Consider the following 19,641-nt stretch of genomic DNA (forward strand, 5'->3'; position numbering starts at 1 on the left):
GGCCCCAGGGGTCGTTGGGCAGGCGCTCCAGGTAGGCGCGCCAGGTGCCGGGCTTGGCCGAGGCGGGTTTTTCCACCAGTACCTTGAGGCCCTGGGCGGCGCTGGGGTAGCTGCCGTTGTCCAGGCGGTAGAGCTTGAGCGCCTGCATCAGCCCGGCGATGTCCTGGCGGGCGGCGGTGGCACGCGCCTGGTCGGGGCGGTCGAGCACCTTGGGCACCACCATCGCTGCCAGGATCCCGAGGATGACCACCACCACCATGATCTCGATCAGGGTGAAGCCGCGTTGGCGACGGGGGGCAGAACGGCGTGGGCAGGTAAGCGACATCTCGGCATTCCTTGGCGGGATTCGGGGGCCGATTGTGGCAAGGGCATATGTCAGTGGTATTGAAAATCCTCGGGAGTTCCGGTCGCCAATCGGTCAGACAGACCCCCTAGGATGCAGCTTTGCCCACACCGAGATGCCCATGCGCAGACGCCGCCCGCAACAGGCCGGTTTTACCCTGATCGAAGTGCTGGTGGCGCTGGCCATCGTGGCCGTGGCGATGGCCGCTGCAGTGCGCGCGGCCGGGCTGATGACCCAGGGCAATGGCCTGCTGCGCGACAAGTCGCTGGCCCTGCTCTCGGCGCAGGCGCGCCTTGCCGAACTGCGCCTGGAAGGCCAGGCAACCCCGGGCCTGCGCCGCTTGGAGTGCGACCAGGGGCGCCTGCGCCTGCGCTGCGAGCAGCAGGTCGACAGCCGCCCCGGTGGGCTGCTGCAGGTGCGCCTGGAGGTGTTCGAGCGTGACCGTGAAGGCCCGCCGCTGGCGCGCCTGGAGAGCTGGCTGGGCCAGGCGCCTAGGGGCGAATGAGGCGCGGCAGCGCGGGGCCTTCGGGCAGTCGCGCGATGCCGATGCGGCTGCGCTCCCCGGCGCGCTCGATCACCAGCGCATCGGCTTCTATGGCCACCAGTTGCACCCCCTGCGCCAGTTGCTCGCCCACCCGCACGGCCTGTGGCGCGCCGCCGTTGAGCGAGACGATGGCCACCGCACCGGCACTGCCGGCCAGCAGCCCGCTGAGGCTGATGTCGACCTGCGCCGGCAGGTTGGCGAACCACTGTCCGGCGGCGGCCGGGGGTGCCGATAGGGTCTGCTCCATGGCAGCCGGCACTGGTTGGGGGGTGGGCGTCCAGAGCAACGTGCCCCAGGTCGCGAGCCCGGCTAGCGCCGCGAGCAGCGCCGCGCCCTGGACCAGTTGCGGGGCAGCCACGGGTTTGAATGCTAGTGCCATGGGGAACGGTCTCCGTGTGGTTCCTGGCCCGAGCATACGCGCCGATTCTCACGCTTTTGTTTCACACGACGATCATCTTCGCCGTGCACGCTGTCACCAGCCAAGGAGGCATCGCCCCATGCAACGCAGCCATCCACAACAGGGCTTTACCCTGATCGAACTGATGGTGGTGCTGGTGATCGTCGGCATCGCCAGCGCCGCCATCAGCCTGAACATCCGCCCCGACCCGGCCAGGGCCTTGCGCGAAGACGCCGAGCGCCTGGCGCAATTGCTGCTGGTGGCCCAGAGCGAGGTGCAGGCCGATGGCCGCGCCCTGCTCTGGCAGGCCGACCGCGACGGCTACCGTTTTGTGCGGGCCGGCGCGGCGCTGGACAGCGACCCGCTGCTGCGCCCGCGCCCCTGGCAGGCCGCGCCGGTGACGGTGCAGCGCACCCCGCAGCGGGCCGTGCGCATCGACCCGGAATGGATCGGCGAGCCGCCGANNCCGCTGACCCTGCGCCTGGTCAGCGGCCAGCAGCAGATCGAAGTGCGCCGCGATGCCGCCGGCCGCGTCGAGGTGCACCAGCCATGAGGCGCCACCCGCAAGGCGGGTTCACCCTGATCGAGGTGATGGTGGCGATCCTGTTGATGGCCATCGTCAGCCTGGTGGCCTGGCGCGGGCTGGACAGCGTCAGCCGCGCCGACCGCCACGTCAAGGACAGCACCGAACAGGCCCGCGCCCTGCTGCGGGTGTTCAACCAGCTGGAGCGCGACCTGGCCTTGCGTGCCAGCAGCGAACTGGTCGAGCCGGTGCTGGCGGGCATGGACCCGCCCAGCGAAAAACCGCTGCCTGCGGTGCGGGTGCAGGCCAGCGACGGGCGCCCGGCGCGCCTGGAGCTGATTCGCAGCAGCGCCGCCGACGACGGCCTGATGCGCGTGCGCTGGTGGTTGCAGAGTGGCACGCTGTACCGCGCCGCGGCGCCGGCACGCGACCGCTTCCCGCTACCGGCACCTGCCGGCCGGGTGGCGGTACTGGAGGATGTGGCTGAATTCAACCTGCGGGTGTGGGAGCCGGGCAAGGGCTGGCGGCACCTGACCGGCGAGGCCCGGGACAATCCGCCGGGGCTCGAGATCGAACTGCTGCGTCAGAGCGCCCAGGGCCCGCAGCGTTACCGCCAGGTACTGGGGCCGCTCAACTGAGCAGCACCACGCCACCGGGCAGTTCGGTGCAGCGTGCGCCGTAGGCGTCGCGGATCAGTTGCGCCACCCCTGGCAGCTGCGCCAGGCTGAAGCGCGCCTGCACCTTGCGTCGCCCCAGGCTGGGGTTGAGCAGCACCAGCATGCCGGGGCGGTAGCGGTTGATTTCGTCGATCACCTGGCTCAGCGGCGCGTCATGGAACACCAGCCGCTGCTCGCGCCAGGCCATTACCTGTTCGGCATCGAACGGCTGCGCGCTGCCGGCGCTGCGGGCGTCGTAACGCAGCTGCTGGCCGGCGGGCACGGGCAAGCTGCGGCCCTGCCAGAGAATCTGCACCTGGCCCTGCAGGCAGGTGACGCACACGGCCGAATCGGTGTGGCGCACATTGAAGCGCCCGGCCTGGGCCGACACCCAGGCCTGCCCGGCCTGCACCTGCACCGGGGCCTGGGCCAGCACCTCGACCTCGCCTTCGAGCAGGGCGATCGCTTCGCCGCTGCGGTTGATGCGGGTCTGGGTGTTGAGCTCCAGCGCGATGCCCTGGGTCAGGTCGATGCGCCGCTGCTCGCCAACGCCGGTGTGAAAGTCTGCCGCTGGCGTGCCGAGCCCGTCCACCAGGTTGCTGCGCAGCAGCACGAAGGCTGCCGANNGGGGGGGGGGGGCCGCCGGGGCCGCCAGCGCGCCACCCAGGAACGCGCGGCGCCCCAGGGTGCGCAGGGGCTCCACGCGCTCGGCCTGGCGCGCCGCCGGCTCCAGCTGCTGCCACAGCTGGCGGGCCTGCTCGAAGGCCTGGGCGTGCGCCGGGCTCTGTGCGCACCACTGGCGCAGGGCGCGTGCGTCGGCGACGGTGGCGCGCCCGGAGGTAAGCAGCAGCAACCAGTCCTGGGCCTGGCTGTGCAGGCTGGGTTCAGCCGAAGTCTGGGGTGTCATGGTCTGAGGGGCCTGCATCAAAATGGCGCTGTGTATTGTTCAAGACGGTTTTCCCGCACCGGGACCGAACCGCTGGAACACTTTTCTTTCCAGCCGCGTGGCGCAGTAACCCAGTGCGGCCTTGAGCTCCTTCTCGACCATGCGCGTGGAGATGCCGAAGCGCTGGGCGATTTCCAGGTGCGAGGCTTCCTCCAGGCGCGCGGCGATGAAGATGCGCCGGCGCCGTGCCGGCAGTTCGTAGAGTGCGCCGAGCAGGCACTGGATTTCCTGCTGGCCGCCGACGATGCGCGCCGGGTCCTGGTCTTCGGCCACCTGCAGCAGGTCTTCGACCTCGGCGCCGGTGAGCAACCGGGCGTCGGCCTGGCGCCGGTCGGCGGCGATGTTCAGGGCCATGCGGTAGAGGTAGGCATTGGGCTTGTGCAGCGCGTGGGTGGCCTGCATGCGGTCGACCCGCAGGTAGGTTTCCTGGAGCACGTCGCAGGCCAGGTCGTCCGAACCCAGGCGGCGTTTGAGGCGCACCTTGAACTCGTCGTAAGAGGTCAGGAACAACGTGACCAGAGGTGTATTCATACTGCCTAGCCTCCATGCGATTAAGGGCAGTCCATGCGTGTATCGGGCAACAGCAGCAGCGTCACCGGTTGCGCCAGCGCCGAGGGCGGTGGCCGCTCCAGGCGCAGGGCGCGCAGGCTTTCGACCAGCGCGCTGTCACGCCGGTGATCGCCGGTGGAGGCCAGCAGGCGGCTCTGGGCCAGCACCCCGCGGGCGTCGATCCATACCTGCACGGCGGCCCGGTAATGGCCTGGGCGTGCCAGCGCGCTGGCACACAGCGCCTGTTCCACGGCGCGTTGCAGCGTGCGCGCATAATTGCCGGCCGCGCTGGCCCCGCCTGTGGCACGCGGGTTCGGCGCGGCTGCCGGCAGTGCCACGCGCTGCACGGTGAAGGCCTCGGCGCCGCTGTAGCGGGCCATCAGCCCGGTGCCTTCGAGCAGCCTGCGCAGGCCGTCGCGGGCGCTGAACGCGCCGCTCAGCGGCATCGAGCGCTGGCGTGCGGTCAGCTCCCGGTCCACCAGCACCGCCATGCCGCTCTGCTGGCCGAAGGCGTGCAGCGCCTCGTCCAGTGGCTGGGCCGGTATGTCGAAACGGATCGGGCCTGCGCCGTGCACCGGCATCGCCAGCACGGCCAACAGCAGCACGGCGATTCTGGCAAGGCAGTGGCGCAAACCGGTGTCTCCCCCGAAAGTCGCCATCGTGGGGCCTGTGTATGAATCTGATGTGACAGCGGTAGGCAAAAAACCTTAACGATGTGGGAAGTCGCCTGGGGCTAGACTGGGGGAAACCGCTTCAGGGAGGGCATGGACATGGGCTGTCGAATCGCGGGGTTGTGGCTGGTTGCCGGTCTGCTGAGTGGGCTGTCGAGTGGCGTGGTGCATGCGGGTCAGGACGAGGGTTGCATCGACGTGCAGGTGGGCCAGGCGCGGGCGCTGGCGTACGACTGCCTGACGCGCCAGTTGCAGAACGGCAATGGGCAGCGCGCGGCGCAGGCCAACCGCAAGGCGATGGAGGTGGATGTGAGCCGGCGCGCGCCGAACCAGCTGGGGTTGTTCAACCAGTCGGCCACGGGGCAGCGCATGGGCAATGCGTTCGGGGTGTCGGTGCGGCCGCAGCGGCCGGGGCCGTGAATTCGACTGCGGGGGGTGTCAGTGCCACCCTCTTCGCTGGCAAGCCAGCTCCCACAGGTGGTGACTCAAGGACCGCGTAAAGATCTGCAAGATCGTGGTGAGCCCATCGCGGGGCAAGCCCGCTCCCACAGGAACCGTGGGGACCCGGGGCCTGTGCAAAACCTGTGGGGCTTGACCTCTTCGCTGGCAAGCCAGCTCCCACAGGTGGTGACTCAACGACCGCGTAAAGATCTGCAAGATCGTGGTGAGCCCATCGCGGGGCAAGCCCGCTCCCACAGGTACCGTGGGGACCCCGGGCCTGTGCAAAACCTGTGGGAGCGGGCTTGACCCGCGATGGGCCGCGCAGCGGCCCCTACCGCCCCCGCGGCAAGCAGATGCGAAACTGCGCCCCCCCCAACGCCGACTGCCCCACCGTCAGGGTGCCACCCTGCCCCTCGATCACCCGACGGCTGATCGCCAACCCCAGGCCAAACCCGCCCGTGGCACGGTCCCGACTGCGATCCAGGCGGTAGAACGGCTGGAAGATGCGCTCGCGCTCCTCCTGCGGAATGCCGATGCCGTCATCCTCGACGGTCAGCACGCACGCGCCCTTGGCATCCACGCTCAGGCGCAGCAGGATGCGCTGCCCGCAATAACGCATGGCGTTGCGGATCAGGTTCTGCACCGCCCGCGCCGTCAACCGCGGGTCCAGCACAAAGCGCGACAGATCCGGCTCGGCACGCACCTCCAGGCTCACCCCGCGCCCATCCAGCTCTTCGGCATAGCTGCCCAGGATGCTGTCGACGAACTCGGGCAGCGCCACCTCCACCCGCTCGCCACCCTGGCCATTCTGCAAGCGATTGTACGACAGCAGCTCAAGCACCAGCGCATCCAGCTCGCGCACGTGCCCCACCAGTTCCAGCAGGCGCTTGCGACTGGCCGGGGGCATTTCGTCGTACAGCAGCACCAGGCCGAAATCCAGGCGGGTCAGCGGCGTGCGCAGCTCATGCGACACCGCATTGAGCAACTCGCGCTGCTGGGTCAGCAGGCATTCGATATCCGCCGCCATGGTGTCGAACACCTTGGCCAGCGCGCCGATGTTCGAGCGTGGCGAGATCAGCGTGCGCTCCGCCAGGTTGCCTTCGCCCAGGCGCTGCGCCGTGGCCTTGAGCCGCTGCAGGTCACGCCAGTGCGGGCGCACCCAGAACAGCAGGCAGCCCAGCAGCGCCGCACCGATCAGCACGGTGATGCCCCACGACAGCAGGTAGATGTCCGCCGGGTCCGGCGGGTTGCGCAGCACCACCATCCACTCGCTGTCCAGCGGCGCCAGGGCGGTTTCGTAATAGCCCCACTCCCCCAGGCGCACCACGTACTGGCCGGCCTGCAGGTGCGCCTGCTCCTCGGCGTTCAGGTCCAGGTCGGCGCGCCGGCGCAGCTCGATGCTGAGGGGGGCGAAATCGGTGTTCAGCGCCTCGGCCACCTGGGGCCAGCTGTCGCGGTGCTTGAGGTGGAACTGGTTGACGATCAGGCGCTGCACGCCCCGCGCCTGGTCCTGGTTGTAGGCGATGTAGCGGTCATGGAACACATGCAGGATCAGTTCGGGGATCAGGAAGATCGACCCGGCATACGCGACGATGGTCACCAGATACAGGCGTACCAGAATTTTCAGCATGGCCGTGGCCGCTCCTCAGAATTCCCACTCGACTCGGCTGAACAGGTAGCCCTTGCCCCACACCGTCTTGATCTTGCGCGCCTCGCCGGCGCTGTCGTCGAACTTGCGCCGCAGCTTGGATATGGCCACGTCCACCGAGCGGTCGGTGCCGTTGAACTCGATGCCGCGCAACTGCTGCAGGATGCAGTCGCGGCTGAGCACGCTGCCGGCATTGCGCGCCAGCACCACCAGCAGGTTGAACTCGCCGCTGGACAACTCCACCGTCTGGTCGCGCCACAGCACGGTGCGTTCGGCCAGGTCGATGCGCAGCCCGCCGATCACGATCAGGTCGCTCTCGAGATGCGGCTCGTTGATGCTGCTGCGCCGCAGCAGGGTCCGCACCCGCGCCAGCAGCACGCGCGGCTCGCACGGCTTGCTGACGTAGTCGTCGGCGCCCATCTCCAGGCCCAGCACCTGGTCGTGGCTGTCGTCGCGGGCGGTGAGCATGAGGATCGGCAGCAGCAGCGATTCGGCGCGCAGCTGTCGGCACACCTGCAGGCCGTCCAGGCCCGGCAGCATCAGGTCGAGGATCACCAGGTCGGGTTTGCTGCGCCGCGCCTCTTCCAGCACGTGGTCCCCCCGCGCAATCACGCTGACGCTGAAACCATTGCGTTGCAGGTAGCTGGCGATCAGTTCGCTCAGGGCGCAGTCGTCTTCGACCAGAAGGATAGTGGGCATGGGTAGTTTGAAAGGCCGGGAAAGTCAGGCAGGATATAGCGCTTATTCGCAGGTCGCGAAATTCTTCACACTTTTTCACACTCGCCCTACATAGCTTAACAACTGCCTGTAGCGCGGCTGCCTTAGCATTGCCGGGTCATTTATGGAAGATCCGCATGCCCAGTTCAAGCCCCGTCCGTCTGCGTACCCTGGCGCCCCTGTTGCTGCTGAGCCTGGCCCTGGCCGGCTGCGACAGCAAGCCGCCCGCCGAAGAACAAGCCCCCAAGCCCGCCGTCAGCGTCGAAACCGTGCGCGAGCAACCCCTGGCCATCAGCACCGAGCTGTCGGGGCGCATCCTGGCGCCACGCATTGCCGAGGTGCGCGCGCGGGTGGCCGGGGTGGTGCTCAAGCGGGTGTACCGTGAGGGCAGCGACGTGAAACAGGGCGACGTGCTGTTTCGCATCGACCCGGCACCGTTCAAGGCCGACTACGACAGCGCCCGCGCCAACCTGGCCAAGGCCGAGGCCACGCGCTTTCAGGCGCGCCTGCAGGACCAGCGCTACGCCGAGCTGATTTCGATCGACGCGATCAGCCGCCAGGAGCATGACAACGCCCGCGCCGCCGCCATGCAGGCCGACGCCGAAGTGGCAGCGGCCAAGGCCGCGCTCGAGCGTGCGCGCCTGAACCTGGGCTATGCCACCGTGACCGCGCCGATTTCCGGGCGCGTGGGCCGTGCCCTGGTGACCGAGGGCGCGCTGGTGGGGCAGAACGAATCGACCCCGCTGGCGATCATTCAGCAGCTCGACCCGATCCATGCCGACCTGACCCAGTCGACCCGCGAGATCAACGCCCTGCGCCGTGCCCTGCGTGCCGGCGAGCTCAAGCAGGTGGGCCAGGACCAGGCCCGCGCCACGCTGATCCAGGATGACGGCACCCCTTACCCGCTGGCGGGCAAGCTGCTGTTCTCCGACATCAGCGTGGACCCGAGCACCGGCCAGATCACCCTGCGCAGCGAGTTCCCCAACCCCGACCTGGACCTGCTGCCCGGCAGCTTCATCCGCGTGCGCCTGGAACAAGCGGTGCAGCCCAAGGGCATCAGCGTGCCGCAGCAGGCCATCCTGCGTGACAGCGCGGGCCTGCCGCGGGTGCTGCTGGTGGACGCCGAGCAGCGCGTGAGCGAGCGCGCCGTGGTGCTGGGCAGCGTGCAGCAGGACCGCTGGATCGTCACCGAGGGCCTGGCCCCGGGCGATCGCATCGTCACCGAAGGCCTGCAGCACGTGAAGGTGGGTGACCAGGTGAGCGTGACCCCCGCCACCGACACGGCTGCCCCCATCGCCCAGACCACCGCCCAGTGAGGCCCTGATCCATGCCGCAGTTCTTTATTGACCGCCCGGTGTTCGCCTGGGTGGTCGCGCTGTTCATCCTGCTCGGCGGTGCGCTGGCCATCCCGCAGTTGCCGGTGGCCCAGTACCCCAACGTGGCGCCGCCACAGATCGAGGTGTACGCGGTATACCCCGGTGCCTCGGCGCAGACCATGGACGAGAGCGTGGTCAGCCTGATCGAGCAGGAGCTCAACGGCGCCGATCACCTGCTGTACTTCCAGTCCACCAGCAGCCTGGGCAGCGCCACGGTAACGGCGACCTTCCAGCCGGGCACCAACCCGGAACTGGCCCAGGTCGATGTGCAGAACCGCCTGAAGATCGTCGAGTCGCGCCTGCCGCGGGCGGTGACCCAGCAGGGCCTGCAGGTGGAGAAGATCTCCACCGGGTTCCTGATGCTGGTGACCCTGACCGCCGACGATGACCGCCTCGACGAAACCGCGCTGAGCGACTTTCTGGCGCGCAACGTGATGAACGAGGTGCGCCGGGTACCGGGCGTGGGCAAGGCGCAGCTGTATGGCTCGGAACGCGCCATGCGTATCTGGCTCGACCCGCAGAAGCTGATTGGCTTCAACCTCACCCCCGAGGATGTGAACCTTGCGATTGCCGCGCAGAACGCCCAGGTGGCCCCTGGCAGCATCGGCGACCTGCCCGGCAGCCCGACCCAGGAAATCACTGCCAACGTGCTGATCAAGGGCCAGCTGTCGACGCCCCAGGAGTTCGCCGACATCGTGCTGCGCGCCAATGCGGATGGCTCGCGGGTCACCGTGGGTGATGTGGCGCGGGTCGAGATCGGCGCCCAGGAGTACCAGTACGGCACGCGCCTGAATGGCAAGCCGTCCACCGCCTTCAGCGTGCAGCTGGCGCCCGGTGCCAACGCCATGCAGACCGCGACCCTGGTCAAGGCCAAGATGGACGAGCTGTCGCGCTACTTCCCGCCCGGGGCGGTGTACGACATCCCGTATGACACCTCGCCGTTCGTCAAGGTGTCGATCGAACAGGTGATCAACACCCTGATCGAGGCCATGGTGCTGGTGTTCCTGGTGATGTTCCTGTTCCTGCAGAACATCCGCTACACGCTGATCCCGACCCTGGTGGTGCCGGTGGCGCTGATGGGCACCTTCGCGGTGATGCTGACGCTGGGCTTCTCGATCAACGTGCTGACCCTGTTCGGCATGGTGCTGGCCATCGGCATCCTGGTGGACGACGCCATCGTGGTGGTGGAGAACGTCGAGCGGATCATGGCCGAGGAAGGCCTGCCGCCCAAGCAAGCCACGCGCAAGGCCATGCAGCAGATCAGCGGCGCCATCGTCGGCATCACCGTGGTGCTGGTGGCGGTGTTCGTGCCGATGGCGTTCATGCAGGGCTCGGTGGGGGTGATCTACCAGCAGTTCTCGGCGTCGATGGCGGTATCGATCCTGTTCTCGGCGTTCCTTGCCCTGAGCCTGACCCCGGCGTTGTGCGCCACCCTGCTCAAGCCGATCGCCAAGGGCGAACACCACGTCAAGCGCGGTTTCTTCGGCTGGTTCAACCGCAAGTTCGAAGGCATGAGCAACGGCTACCAGCGCTGGGTGATGCACGCGATCCAGCGCAGCGGCCGCTACCTGGTGGTGTATGGCCTGCTGCTGGTGGCGCTGGGCTGGACCTTCAGCCAGCTGCCCTCCTCGTTCCTGCCTACCGAAGACCAGGGCTACACCATCACCGACGTGCAGCTGCCGCCCGGCGCCAGCCGCAACCGTACCGTGCAGGTGGCCGAGCAGATCGAGGCGCACAGCGCAGGCGAACCTGGCGTGGGCAACACCACGGTGATCCTGGGCTTCAGTTTCTCGGGCAGCGGGCAGAACGCGGCGCTGGTGTTCACCACGCTCAAGGACTGGTCCGAGCGCACCGCAAAGGACAGCGCCGAGGCCATCGCCGAGCGCGCCAACATCGCCTTCAGCCAGTTCAAGAACGCGGTGGCCTATGCGGTGCTGCCGCCCTCGGTGGATGGCCTGGGCACCTCGACCGGTTTCGAGTTCCGCCTGCAGGACCGTGCCGGCGTGGGCCATGCCGGGCTTATGGCGGCGCGTGACCAGTTGCTGGCCGAGGCCGCGAAAAGCCCGGTGCTGGCCAACGTGCGCGAGAGCGCCCTGGCCGAAAGCCCGCAGGTGCAGTTGCTGATCGACCGCAAGCAGGCCAACGCGCTGGGCGTGTCGTTCGACGACATCGGCACGGTGCTCAACACGGCCATCGGCTCGACCTACGTCAACGACTTCCCCAACCAGGGCCGCATGCAGCGGGTGGTTGTGCAGGCCGAGGGCGACCAGCGCAGCCAGGTCGAGGACCTGCTCAAGATCCACGTGCGCAACACCAGCGGCAAGATGGTGCCGTTGTCGGCCTTCGCCCAGGCGCAGTGGGTATCGGGGCCGGTGCAACTGACCCGCTACAACGGCTACCCGGCCATTGCCGTGTCGGGCGAGCCGGCACCGGGCTACAGCTCGGGCGCGGCGATGGCCGAGGTGCAGCGCCTGGTCGATGCCCTGCCGCTGGGCTTTGGCCTGGAATGGACCGGGCTGTCGCTGCAGGAGCAGTTGTCCGGGGCGCAGGCACCGATGCTGATGGCGCTGTCGCTGCTGGTGGTGTTCCTGTGCCTGGCGGCGCTGTACGAAAGCTGGTCGATCCCTACCTCGGTGCTGCTGGTGGTGCCGCTGGGCGTGCTCGGTGCGGTGCTGGCGGTGACCCTGCGCGACATGCCCAACGATGTGTTCTTCAAGGTCGGCCTGATCACCCTGATCGGCCTGTCGGCGAAGAACGCGATCCTGATCATCGAGTTCGCCAAGAGCCTGGTGGACGAAGGGCATGACCTGGTCGAGGCCACCGTGCAGGCCGCGCGCCTGCGCCTGCGGCCCATCGTGATGACCTCGCTGGCGTTCATCCTGGGCGTGGTGCCGCTGGCGATTGCCACCGGCGCCAGCTCGGCGAGTCAGCAGGCCATCGGCACCGGGGTGATCGGCGGCATGCTCAGCGCCACGCTGGCGATCGTGTTCGTGCCGGTGTTCTTCGTGGTGGTGATGCGCGTGACCGGCTGGCGCCGGCGTGACGCCCAGGCCGACACTGCGGTGGTCGAACAAAGCTGATGGACAGCCGCGCGGCGGTCATGGGATGGTGCTAGCCCGCTTATGGACTGGAACCTTGCAATGACCGCCGCCGTACTTCCCCCCTGCTCCATTCTTTTGCTGGCCGGCGGCCGTGGCCAGCGCATGGGCGGGCAGGACAAGGGCCTGCTGTCCTGGCAGGGCCGCCCGCTGATCGCGCACGTGCACGCCGTGGTGCGTGACCTGAGCGATGACCTGATCCTTTCCTGCAATCGCAACCAGCACGCCTATCGGGCGTTTGCCGACCAGTTGGTGGGCGATGCCGAGCCTGGGTTTCCCGGGCCGCTGGCCGGGGTGCTGGCCGGGCTTGCGGTGGCGCGGCATGCCTGGCTGGTGGTGCTTGCGTGTGATGCACCGATGATCGAGCGCGGGTTGCTCGAGCAGTTGCTGAGCGTGGCGGTGACCGGGGACTGCGCGGCGATGGTGCGCCAGGGCCAGCAGTGGCAGCCGATGTTCTGCGTGATCCCGGTGCGCCAGCAGGCGAGCTTGCAGGCGGCATGGCAGGCCGGTGAGCGCAGCCTGCTGCGGGCGTTGCTGGACCATCCGTTGCAGGCAGTGGAGTGTGCAGAGGAGGACCGGCGCCTGAGCAACTTCAATACGCCGCAGTGGTTGGGGCAATAAGGCTTTTTGTGTCGTCTGTGAGGGCCTCTTCGCGGGCCAAGCCCGCTCCTACAGGGGACGGCGGTGACATTTAGGCCCGTGCAATACCTGTGGGAGCTGGCTTGCCAGCGAAGGGGCAGTTCAGGCGCCGGAGATTCGAGGCCCATCGCGGGCCAAGCCCGCTCCCACAGGGACGGCGGTGACCTTTAGGCCCGTGCAACACCTGTGGGAGCTGGCTTGCCAGCGAAGGGGCAGTTCAGGCGCCGGAGATTCGAGGCCCATCGCGGGCCAAGCCCGCTCCTACAGGGGACGGCGGTGACCTTTAGGCCCGTGCAATACCTGTGGGAGCTGGCTTGCCAGCGAAGGGGCGATTCAGGCGCCGGAGATTCGAGGCCCATCGCGGGCCAAGCCCGCTCCTACAGGGACGGCGGTGACTTCGAGGCTTGCGCTACCCCTGTGGGAGCGGGCTTGACCCGCGATGGGCGGCACCGCCCCCCTCGAACACCACACACCGATTGCGCCCCGCCGCCTTGGCCGCATACAGCGCCTGATCGGCCGCCGCCACCAGCGTCAGGGGCGTTTCGCCCTGCCCCGCCATGCCTGCCACGCCGATACTCACCGACACCCGCCCGAACGGGCTGCCAGCATGCACGATGTTCAGCTCGGCCAACCGCGCCAGCACCGTCTCGGCCACCACCACCGCGCCCGCCACCTCGGTATTGGGCAGCACCATCGCCAGCTCTTCCCCGCCATAACGCGCCACCACATCCGTCGGGCGGCGCACGCACTCGCGCAACAAGGCGCTCACCGCCTTGAGGCATTCGTCACCGCCGATGTGTCCGTAGGCGTCATTGAAGCGTTTGAAATGATCGATATCGATCAGCAGCAGCGCCAGCGGCTGGGCCTCGCGCTGGGCACGCCGCACTTCGCTGGCCAGCACCTCGTCGAAACGCCGGCGGTTGGCCAGCCCGGTGAGCGTGTCGTGGGTGGCCAGCACCGCCAACTGCCGGTTGGTGGCCAGCAGTTCTTCGCGCGCCACCAGCAATTGCGCATCCATCTCGGCACGATGGCGCATGTCGCGGATCAGCAGCCGGCCAATCACCGCAATCACCCCCTGCAACGCCAGCACCAGCCCCACCGTCAGCCACGCTTCCATGCGCCAGGCGTCCAGGGCCTCGCGCTTGCCGATGGCCACGGTGGTCACCAGTGGCAGGTGCTCGTTCTTGCGAAACGCATACAGGCGCTCCACCCCATCCAGGCTCGAGGCAAACGAAGCCGTGCCCACCGAGTTTTCCACCAGGTAGCGGGTGTAGATCGGCGACCGGGAAAAGTCGCGGCCCATGTCCTGCTCGCGAAACGGGTAGCGCACCAGGATGCGCCCACTGGTGTAGGTGAGCGCGATCGCACCGTCCTTGCCCACGTCGATCTTGCCGAACAGGCGCAGAAAGTTCTCCACCCCCAGGGTCACCGCGATCACCCCGGCGAACTGCCCCCCGGGCTGCTCGAAACGCCGGCTGACGGTGATCACCCATTCATGGGTGGAGCGGCTGCGGATCGGCGGGCCGATGAACACCTCGCGGGACGGGTTGTTGCGATGGTGGATGAAGAACTCGCGGTCGGCGCTGTTCGCACCGTCCGGAATCGGGCCGTTGGTCGACATCAGCCATTCGCCCGTCGGGCCATAGACGGTCAGCCCATGCAGTTGCGTCAGCAGTTCGTTCTGCTCCTCCACCAGCCCGGCCAGGCGCGCCAGTTGCTGCGGCCCGCCGCCATCGACTTCGAGCCGCTCGCTCAGGCCCAGCAGCATCATCGAACTCTGGCGGATGATGCCCTCGGCATAGGTGTCCAGTGCCTGGGTCAGGTTGAGGCTGTGTACCTGAACCTCGTTCAGCGCGCGCTGACGTGCAGCCCATATCTTCCAGGCCGTCAGCGATGCCAGCGATACGCAGATCACCAGCAACAGCAGCACGGCCAGGCGCACGTCACGCTTGTGCGGCAGCGGCACCGGCAGTAAGGGGGTCGACATCATGAAACGCTCCTGCGATGCCACAACTGAAGGCATCCTGCCATCAGCTGTACTCCGGAATGCCCTGTACCGCAAGGGGCAGAGCATCAGGCGCGCAATCAAGCGGTGGGGGTCACGACGGGCTGCTGCAGAATCCGGCAGGCAGAAGTTGCAGGGCAGTGAAGCTGAAAGTGGGACGCAAGGCCGCCCGCTCCAGTGAGCAGCCTTGCGCATGCATGCAGGCAGGCCTTGCGGTGCGCCGCTGGCGCGGTTGCCCTTCAGTAGCGGAACTTGCCGCCATGAATGTCCTGCAGCACCTGATCGGTCACCCGCACGTAGGTTTCGGTGCCCGGCAGCCAGGCATACACCGGGTCTTCGCCGGTCTGGCTGGGGTCGAAGGCTTCGCTTCTGAGCTTGGTCTTCTGGTACTTGAAGGTGCCGGTGGTTTCCATGCAGGTCTTGACGCGCAAGAACATCGGCACCGCGTAGTGAGGCATCTGGCTCTTGACGAAGCGCAGCAGGTCGCAGAAATCCAGCTGCTCCAGCGGCGCCGACGGGGTGATGGCGGCCATCCCGGCGCGACCGTTGGTGTTCTTGATTTCCACCCCGTAGGCCACGGCTTCGGCAATGTGGGGGTGCTGCACCATGATGTTCTCGACTTCGGTGGTGGAGACGTTCTCGCCCTTCCAGCGGAAGGTGTCCCCCAGGCGGTCGACGAACTGGGCATGGCCAAAGCCGATATCGCGAATCAGGTCGCCGCTGTTGAAGTAGCGGTCGCCCTTTTCGAACACGTCGTAGAGCACCACCTTCTTGCTCTTCTCCGGGTCGGTGTAGCCATCGAACGGGGCGTCGTCGTCGATCTTGGCCAGCAACAGGCCCTGACCGCCCTTGCCGACCTTCTGCATGAATCCGTCGGCGTTGCGCCGTGGTTCGCCGGTGTCGTGTTCGTACTCCACCAGCGACCAGGCGTTGATGGCAAAGCCGATGGTGTTCTCGAAATTGAGGATGTTGGTAAAGCCGATGTTGCCGTCACTGGCGGCGTAGAACTCGCAGACCCGCTCGATGTTGAAGCGTTTCTTGAAGTCGAGCCACACGCCCGGACGCAGGCCGTTGCCGATCATCTTCACCACCGGGTTATCGCCATCGTTGCCGGCCGCAGGCTGATCGATCAGGTAGCGGCACAGTTCACCGACGTAGCAGATGGTGGTGGCCTTGAATTTGCGCGTGTCTTCCCAGAACTGGCTGGCGCTGAACTTGCGGCGGATGGCGAAGCCCGAGGCACCGGCCAATGCCGAACCCCAGCTCACGCACAGGCCGGTGCCGTGATACAGCGGCAAGGTGCAATAGACGATGTCATCGGGGCGCATGTCCAGGGCGATCATGCCGAAGCTGCCGTAGACCTTCATCCAGCGCCCATGTTTGAACACCCCGGCCTTGGGCAGGCCGGTGGTGCCGGAGGTATAGATGTAGAAGCAGGCGTCGTCGAGGTAGACCTGCTGGGTAGTCGCCGGATTGGCCGTAGCGTGCCCCTGACTGGCAAGGGTCAGGTTGACGTAGCCCTCGGGGGCGGTGCCGGCATCGCGCGTGGTGTCGGTGTCGGCCAGGAAAAAGGTGCGCTGCCTGTCGATGGCCACCTCGTCGCGCACCGCCTCGAACGATGGCACCAGCTCCTGGCCGACGATGATCGCCGACGGGTTGACCAGGCCCAGGCTGTGGATCAGCACGTTGTTGGTCTGCGAGGTGTTGAGCATGGCGCAGATGCCGCCGATCTTGCTCACGGCCAGTACGCTGACCAGCAATTCGGGGCGGTTCTCGATGAAGATGCCTACCACATCGCCTTTTTTCAGGCCACGGGCCAGCAGGTAGTGGGCGAAACGGTTGGCCCACTGGTTGACCTGTTCGTAACTGAAGCGTGTGTCCTTGTAGAGCAGCGCCGGCCCTTGAGGGTTGCGCGCCACCGCCTGTTCGAAGGCCCAGCCCAGGCCACAGGGCTGATCGGCCTTGAGTTTGGAAACCTTGAGGCCCCTGACGAGCCGAGGAATGGCCCGAGTGATCGAGGGAATTTTGCGCAGCATCATGCCCCAGGTAATCATGTCGCTATTACTACTCATGGCACCTCCTGGTGGATTGACCGTGGCCGCCAGGCGGTTCGACAAACGCCATGACCAGCCAATCGTTTTTATTGTTGTGCACGCCATGTGAAAAAGTCCTCGCGCAGCGGGGTGCGCGAGGACGCCTGGTGCCGATCAATCAGAACTCGTCGGCGACCGACTCGAGGATCTTGCCCATCAGGTAGACCGTGGTGCGGGCCACTTGCTTGACCGCCTCTTTTTCTTCGTCGGTCACGACCCAGCGGTCGATGGCGGCGTTGACCTGCTCGGAGTGCTTCTCGTCGATGATCGCGTGGGCGACGAAGAAGGTCAGTTGCTGGTCGGTCAGCTTGAGATGGTTCTTGCACACGTCCATCAGGGGTTCGAGGTGCTCATAGCAGTCCTCGGCCCAGAAGCTGTAGCCCAGGCGCGGAATGATGCCGCGGCATACGGAAACGAAGTCCAGGTAGCCGTAGAACGCCTCGGTGGCCGGCAGCATCGGTTTCTCGAACTCCGACGGGTCCACGCCAATGGCGATCAGGTCGTTGTACGCCATGTTTTCATGGCCCAGTTCTTCCAGCGCATGCTTCATCGCGAAACGCAGCAGGCCGACCTTCTTGTGGTCCTGGTTCCAGCACGCCACCGCCTGGTTGATCGCGTTGTTCTTGGTGTAGTGGTACACCTGGACAATCGACTTGATGTACAGCTCACGCTGCAGTTCGGGACGCTTCATCATCTGGAAGAAACGGCCGGCCTTGATCTTTTCCCATTCGGCGTCACAGATGGCTTTGAGCTCTTTGCGAAACGCGGTCACTTCAGTCATTTCACTCTCTTCCTTGGCGTGTTGATAAATCGTTCATGACACGTGTTATACGGTCAGGCGAATACGGCGTTACAGGCGCAGCACGGACTTGATGATGTAGATGAACTTGGAAAAGAAGCCCAGGCCTTCGATAGTGTCCCAGTGTTCCATCAGCACACCATTTTCAACACGGTAGATATCGATCACCTTGTAGTTCACCGTGAAGAACCTGTGCTTGGCCCAGTGCTTGGCATACAGGAAGACATAATCGCCTTCGGCGCAGACCCGCTCGATACTGGTACCCGACTCGGGGAACGTCTTGAAGAACTGCGTGAAGTAGGTCTTGAAGCCTTCGCGGCGCGGGGGAATGAACACGTTGTTGTGCTGCACGTAGTCCTCGGCAATCAAGGTATCGGCAACCGCCAGTTCACGCTGACCAAACATGCGCTCGTAAAACTCGATGACCACTTCTTTGTTCCTGGCTTCCATCTTGGATCAACCTCAATGTTGTCGTTATTGTGTGATGCTTATCCCGCCAGTGACTGCCTCGCGTGACGGGCGGCCAAGGTATGGCGAATCAGGTCATCGACGTCCTTCAGGTCTGCCGGGCAGCTGGGCAGGCCGAAGAAGGGCGTCACCGACGGCATCAGATCGCCTTTGTACAGGGCGTAGTAATGATCGCCACGGGCCTTGATCTGGAAGAAGATGCCGTCCTGATCGAACACGAAGCTGTCGAACTTCGGCGCCAGCCGTGGCTTCACATAGGTGATGAATGTCTTGTAGCCGCCTTGCAGGGCCACCAGCGAGGCACCGGTCATGGCCAGCCCGTTGACCACGTTCTTGACCGGGGCATGCTTGTCGACGATCAGGCGCGAAAGTTCGACGCACTCGTGCTCGTAGTTGGGCCCGGAGAACTGCACCAGTTGTTCATGGCTGATGAACTCACCCGACTCGTGAGGGAACGGCGTAATACGCTGAGTGCCGATGATTTCACCATCATGATAAAAGGCAAACACATAGGAACGCGGGTCGTATTCATCCAGGCACACGGTATTGTCGACCGAGTTGCCAAACAGCGTCTTGTAATAGATCTTGCGCTGCCCATACAACCGGCTACGGGCACGAGAAAGTTCGATGAATTGCGCAGGCGTTACCACCTGCCTGACCTTTACCTTGTCAGACTGGCACAACTCCTGGAGGACTGAATCATAGAAACTGTAGATGGCCGAACCGGCGGAATCATCCTTTACCAACTGCATACTTGCCGAAGGCAAGTCAGCCTTGTTACTGGCGAGTGACGGCATGAGAAATCCCTTCTTATTGTGATCTGTAGTATTCAACTCAGCCCAGCGCACGACTTAAGTTTCCACAGGACAATACATAGCTTCGCCTCCTTGCGTAGATAGCCATAGGTTGTTGATTTACGGGCTGCGCACAGCCAGACACTCACCCGCTAGTGGCGGGCGTGCCGTTGAACCAGAGCGAGGTACAGTCAGTTCGGTGGTAGCGAGGCCAAGGCTCGGCAGATCTGCTCGGCGCGCTCGCCCAGCACCTGTGGCGTGGCGATCGGGAGGTCCGCATGACCCAGGTTGAAACCGTCACCGACAAAGCGGGCCAGCACATGCAGGTGCGCGTGACCTACGGTCTGCCCGGCCACTGCGCCATCGCACAGCAGCAGGTTGATACCTTCACAGGGCTGTTCTTCGAGGCTCAGGCCGCTTTCACGCAGGGCGGCCGCCATCCGTTGACCCACACGCATCATGTGGCCACAGGTTTGAGGAGGGATATCACCCAGGCCGCTTGCGTGGGCCTTGGGAATGACCAGGACATGGCCAGGAGTGATCGGCTGAATCGAGAGAAAGGCCAGGCACTGCTCGTCTTCGTAGACAACGGCAGCCGGTGCTTCTTTCTTGGCGATTGCACAGAAAATGCAGTTCACGGATAGCTCCCTCTATTGTTGTAGGTGCAACCCCGGTGGAGGCATGAAGATCCGGGATGCTACAGGCTGCATTCCATTGCAGAGTTGACCGCGCAGCTTGTAGGAGAAATTACCCCTGGCCTTCCTCAGCTGTACACGGGAGTTTTGAAATTTTTTGTATCTGAATCCCGTAAATTTCCTAATGGGTTGATTTGAATGGGTTTTCCCAAGGTAACTTTTTGTATCCGGGCTGCATGGGGGCGTCACCGGCCAGGGCCCTGAGGGCCGAGGACGGTGACGCGATCACCCACCCGCTG

At 65.8% G+C, this 19,641-nt stretch carries 20 protein-coding genes; 7 read left to right on the plus strand and 13 right to left on the minus strand.

Annotated elements, in window-relative coordinates; all coding sequences use genetic code 11:
- On the minus strand, positions 1-325 hold a 325-nt coding region (gene gspG / locus B4I46_RS24760; protein WP_286902267.1), incomplete at its 3' end, for a type II secretion system major pseudopilin GspG.
- Positions 326-464: 139 nt separating this feature from the next.
- On the opposite strand from gspG, the gene gspI reads away from it, so the two are divergent.
- Positions 465-848 carry a type II secretion system minor pseudopilin GspI gene (gene gspI, locus B4I46_RS24765; RefSeq protein WP_043860346.1) on the plus strand — a complete coding sequence of 128 codons (384 nt, stop codon included), beginning with the start codon at positions 465-467 and terminating at the stop codon, positions 846-848.
- Here gspI and B4I46_RS24770 read toward each other — a convergent pair.
- Positions 835-1,266 carry a type II secretion system protein N gene (locus B4I46_RS24770; protein ID WP_043860347.1) on the minus strand — a complete coding sequence of 144 codons (432 nt, stop codon included), beginning with the start codon at positions 1,264-1,266 and terminating at the stop codon, positions 835-837. The two genes, gspI and B4I46_RS24770, sit on opposite strands and share 14 nt — an antisense overlap.
- A 118-nt stretch (positions 1,267-1,384) precedes the next feature.
- Here B4I46_RS24770 and B4I46_RS24775 point away from each other — a divergent pair, with 118 nt between their 5' ends.
- A complete protein-coding gene (locus B4I46_RS24775; RefSeq protein WP_286902269.1) occupies positions 1,385-1,837 on the plus strand; it encodes a GspH/FimT family pseudopilin in 453 nt (150 codons plus the stop codon).
- A complete protein-coding gene (locus tag B4I46_RS24780) occupies positions 1,834-2,445 on the plus strand; it encodes a PulJ/GspJ family protein (protein WP_286902270.1) in 612 nt (203 codons plus the stop codon). Before B4I46_RS24775 ends, B4I46_RS24780 begins: the two co-directional genes overlap by 4 nt.
- Here B4I46_RS24780 and B4I46_RS24785 read toward each other — a convergent pair.
- Genes B4I46_RS24785 through B4I46_RS24795 form a run of 3 tightly spaced genes read right to left on the minus strand, consistent with a single transcriptional unit; the run spans position 2,438 to position 4,590 of the window.
- Complete coding sequence (locus tag B4I46_RS24785) at positions 2,438-3,388, minus strand: FecR family protein (RefSeq protein ID WP_422662690.1); 951 nt, start codon at positions 3,386-3,388, stop codon at positions 2,438-2,440. The genes B4I46_RS24780 and B4I46_RS24785 overlap by 8 nt on opposite strands.
- A 21-nt stretch (positions 3,389-3,409) precedes the next feature.
- Entirely contained in the window at positions 3,410-3,940 is a 531-nt protein-coding gene (locus tag B4I46_RS24790; RefSeq protein WP_043860351.1) for a sigma-70 family RNA polymerase sigma factor, read from the minus strand.
- Positions 3,941-3,960: 20 nt separating this feature from the next.
- Positions 3,961-4,590 (minus strand): STN domain-containing protein, encoded by a 630-nt coding sequence (locus B4I46_RS24795; protein WP_286902273.1) that lies wholly within the window; start codon positions 4,588-4,590, stop codon positions 3,961-3,963.
- Positions 4,591-4,728: 138 nt separating this feature from the next.
- Between B4I46_RS24795 and B4I46_RS24800 the strand changes: the two genes are divergently transcribed.
- Positions 4,729-5,049, plus strand: coding sequence for a hypothetical protein (locus B4I46_RS24800; protein WP_286902274.1), 321 nt, complete (start codon positions 4,729-4,731; stop codon positions 5,047-5,049).
- A gap of 352 nt (positions 5,050-5,401) precedes the next feature.
- Here B4I46_RS24800 and B4I46_RS24805 read toward each other — a convergent pair whose 3' ends face one another.
- Positions 5,402-6,700, minus strand: coding sequence for an ATP-binding protein (locus tag B4I46_RS24805; RefSeq protein WP_286902275.1), 1,299 nt, complete (start codon positions 6,698-6,700; stop codon positions 5,402-5,404).
- Between the two features lie 15 nt (positions 6,701-6,715).
- A complete protein-coding gene (locus tag B4I46_RS24810; protein ID WP_043859689.1) occupies positions 6,716-7,417 on the minus strand; it encodes a response regulator transcription factor in 702 nt (233 codons plus the stop codon).
- Between the two features lie 155 nt (positions 7,418-7,572).
- Between B4I46_RS24810 and B4I46_RS24815 the strand changes: the two genes are divergently transcribed.
- The 3 genes from B4I46_RS24815 to mobA are packed head-to-tail and all read left to right on the plus strand — an operon-like array spanning position 7,573 to position 12,530.
- The gene (locus tag B4I46_RS24815) at positions 7,573-8,751 is read left to right on the plus strand and encodes an efflux RND transporter periplasmic adaptor subunit (RefSeq protein WP_043859688.1); all 1,179 of its coding nucleotides are present in this window, start codon (positions 7,573-7,575) and stop codon (positions 8,749-8,751) included.
- Positions 8,752-8,762: 11 nt separating this feature from the next.
- Positions 8,763-11,891: an efflux RND transporter permease subunit gene (locus B4I46_RS24820; RefSeq protein ID WP_123752453.1), complete on the plus strand. Its 3,129-nt coding sequence runs from the start codon at positions 8,763-8,765 to the stop codon at positions 11,889-11,891.
- A 60-nt stretch (positions 11,892-11,951) separates the two neighbouring features.
- Entirely contained in the window at positions 11,952-12,530 is a 579-nt protein-coding gene (gene mobA, locus B4I46_RS24825) for a molybdenum cofactor guanylyltransferase MobA (RefSeq protein ID WP_286902276.1), read from the plus strand.
- Positions 12,531-12,957: 427 nt separating this feature from the next.
- On the opposite strand, the gene B4I46_RS24830 is transcribed toward mobA, so the two are convergent.
- The 6 genes from B4I46_RS24830 to B4I46_RS24855 form a co-directional block, all read right to left on the minus strand.
- Entirely contained in the window at positions 12,958-14,535 is a 1,578-nt protein-coding gene (locus B4I46_RS24830; protein ID WP_286902277.1) for a sensor domain-containing diguanylate cyclase, read from the minus strand.
- A gap of 257 nt (positions 14,536-14,792) precedes the next feature.
- Positions 14,793-16,625 carry a long-chain-acyl-CoA synthetase gene (locus B4I46_RS24835; protein WP_043859799.1) on the minus strand — a complete coding sequence of 611 codons (1,833 nt, stop codon included), beginning with the start codon at positions 16,623-16,625 and terminating at the stop codon, positions 14,793-14,795.
- A 139-nt stretch (positions 16,626-16,764) separates the two neighbouring features.
- A complete protein-coding gene (locus B4I46_RS24840) occupies positions 16,765-17,427 on the minus strand; it encodes an iron-containing redox enzyme family protein (RefSeq protein WP_043859798.1) in 663 nt (220 codons plus the stop codon).
- 69 nt (positions 17,428-17,496) lie between these two features.
- Complete coding sequence (locus tag B4I46_RS24845; RefSeq protein ID WP_043859797.1) at positions 17,497-17,895, minus strand: nuclear transport factor 2 family protein; 399 nt, start codon at positions 17,893-17,895, stop codon at positions 17,497-17,499.
- A gap of 38 nt (positions 17,896-17,933) precedes the next feature.
- Positions 17,934-18,710, minus strand: a complete 777-nt coding sequence (locus B4I46_RS24850) for a hypothetical protein (protein WP_231390606.1) — start codon at positions 18,708-18,710, stop codon at positions 17,934-17,936.
- A 188-nt stretch (positions 18,711-18,898) separates the two neighbouring features.
- Positions 18,899-19,345, minus strand: a complete 447-nt coding sequence (locus B4I46_RS24855) for an HIT family protein (RefSeq protein WP_058541171.1) — start codon at positions 19,343-19,345, stop codon at positions 18,899-18,901.
- Between the last annotated feature and the right edge of the window lie 296 nt (positions 19,346-19,641).

This window comes from Pseudomonas sp. UBA7500, assembly GCF_002478435.1.
Taxonomy (GTDB): domain Bacteria; phylum Pseudomonadota; class Gammaproteobacteria; order Pseudomonadales; family Pseudomonadaceae; genus Aquipseudomonas; species Aquipseudomonas palmensis.

Excerpts from the sequence above, each read along its gene's own strand:
- gspI (WP_043860346.1), top strand. The coding sequence starts at position 465 with ATGCGCAGACGCCGCCCGCAACAGGCCGGTTTTACCCTGATCGAAGTG.
- B4I46_RS24770 (WP_043860347.1), bottom strand. The coding sequence starts at position 1,266 with ATGGCACTAGCATTCAAACCCGTGGCTGCCCCGCAACTGGTCCAGGGC.
- B4I46_RS24780 (WP_286902270.1), top strand. The coding sequence starts at position 1,834 with ATGAGGCGCCACCCGCAAGGCGGGTTCACCCTGATCGAGGTGATGGTG.
- B4I46_RS24790 (WP_043860351.1), bottom strand. The coding sequence starts at position 3,940 with ATGAATACACCTCTGGTCACGTTGTTCCTGACCTCTTACGACGAGTTC.
- B4I46_RS24800 (WP_286902274.1), top strand. The coding sequence starts at position 4,729 with ATGGGCTGTCGAATCGCGGGGTTGTGGCTGGTTGCCGGTCTGCTGAGT.
- B4I46_RS24805 (WP_286902275.1), bottom strand. The coding sequence starts at position 6,700 with ATGCTGAAAATTCTGGTACGCCTGTATCTGGTGACCATCGTCGCGTAT.
- B4I46_RS24810 (WP_043859689.1), bottom strand. The coding sequence starts at position 7,417 with ATGCCCACTATCCTTCTGGTCGAAGACGACTGCGCCCTGAGCGAACTG.
- B4I46_RS24815 (WP_043859688.1), top strand. The coding sequence starts at position 7,573 with ATGCCCAGTTCAAGCCCCGTCCGTCTGCGTACCCTGGCGCCCCTGTTG.
- B4I46_RS24820 (WP_123752453.1), top strand. The coding sequence starts at position 8,763 with ATGCCGCAGTTCTTTATTGACCGCCCGGTGTTCGCCTGGGTGGTCGCG.
- mobA (WP_286902276.1), top strand. The coding sequence starts at position 11,952 with ATGACCGCCGCCGTACTTCCCCCCTGCTCCATTCTTTTGCTGGCCGGC.
- B4I46_RS24830 (WP_286902277.1), bottom strand. The coding sequence starts at position 14,535 with ATGTCGACCCCCTTACTGCCGGTGCCGCTGCCGCACAAGCGTGACGTG.
- B4I46_RS24835 (WP_043859799.1), bottom strand. The coding sequence starts at position 16,625 with ATGAGTAGTAATAGCGACATGATTACCTGGGGCATGATGCTGCGCAAA.
- B4I46_RS24840 (WP_043859798.1), bottom strand. The coding sequence starts at position 17,427 with ATGACTGAAGTGACCGCGTTTCGCAAAGAGCTCAAAGCCATCTGTGAC.
- B4I46_RS24845 (WP_043859797.1), bottom strand. The coding sequence starts at position 17,895 with ATGGAAGCCAGGAACAAAGAAGTGGTCATCGAGTTTTACGAGCGCATG.
- B4I46_RS24850 (WP_231390606.1), bottom strand. The coding sequence starts at position 18,710 with ATGCCGTCACTCGCCAGTAACAAGGCTGACTTGCCTTCGGCAAGTATG.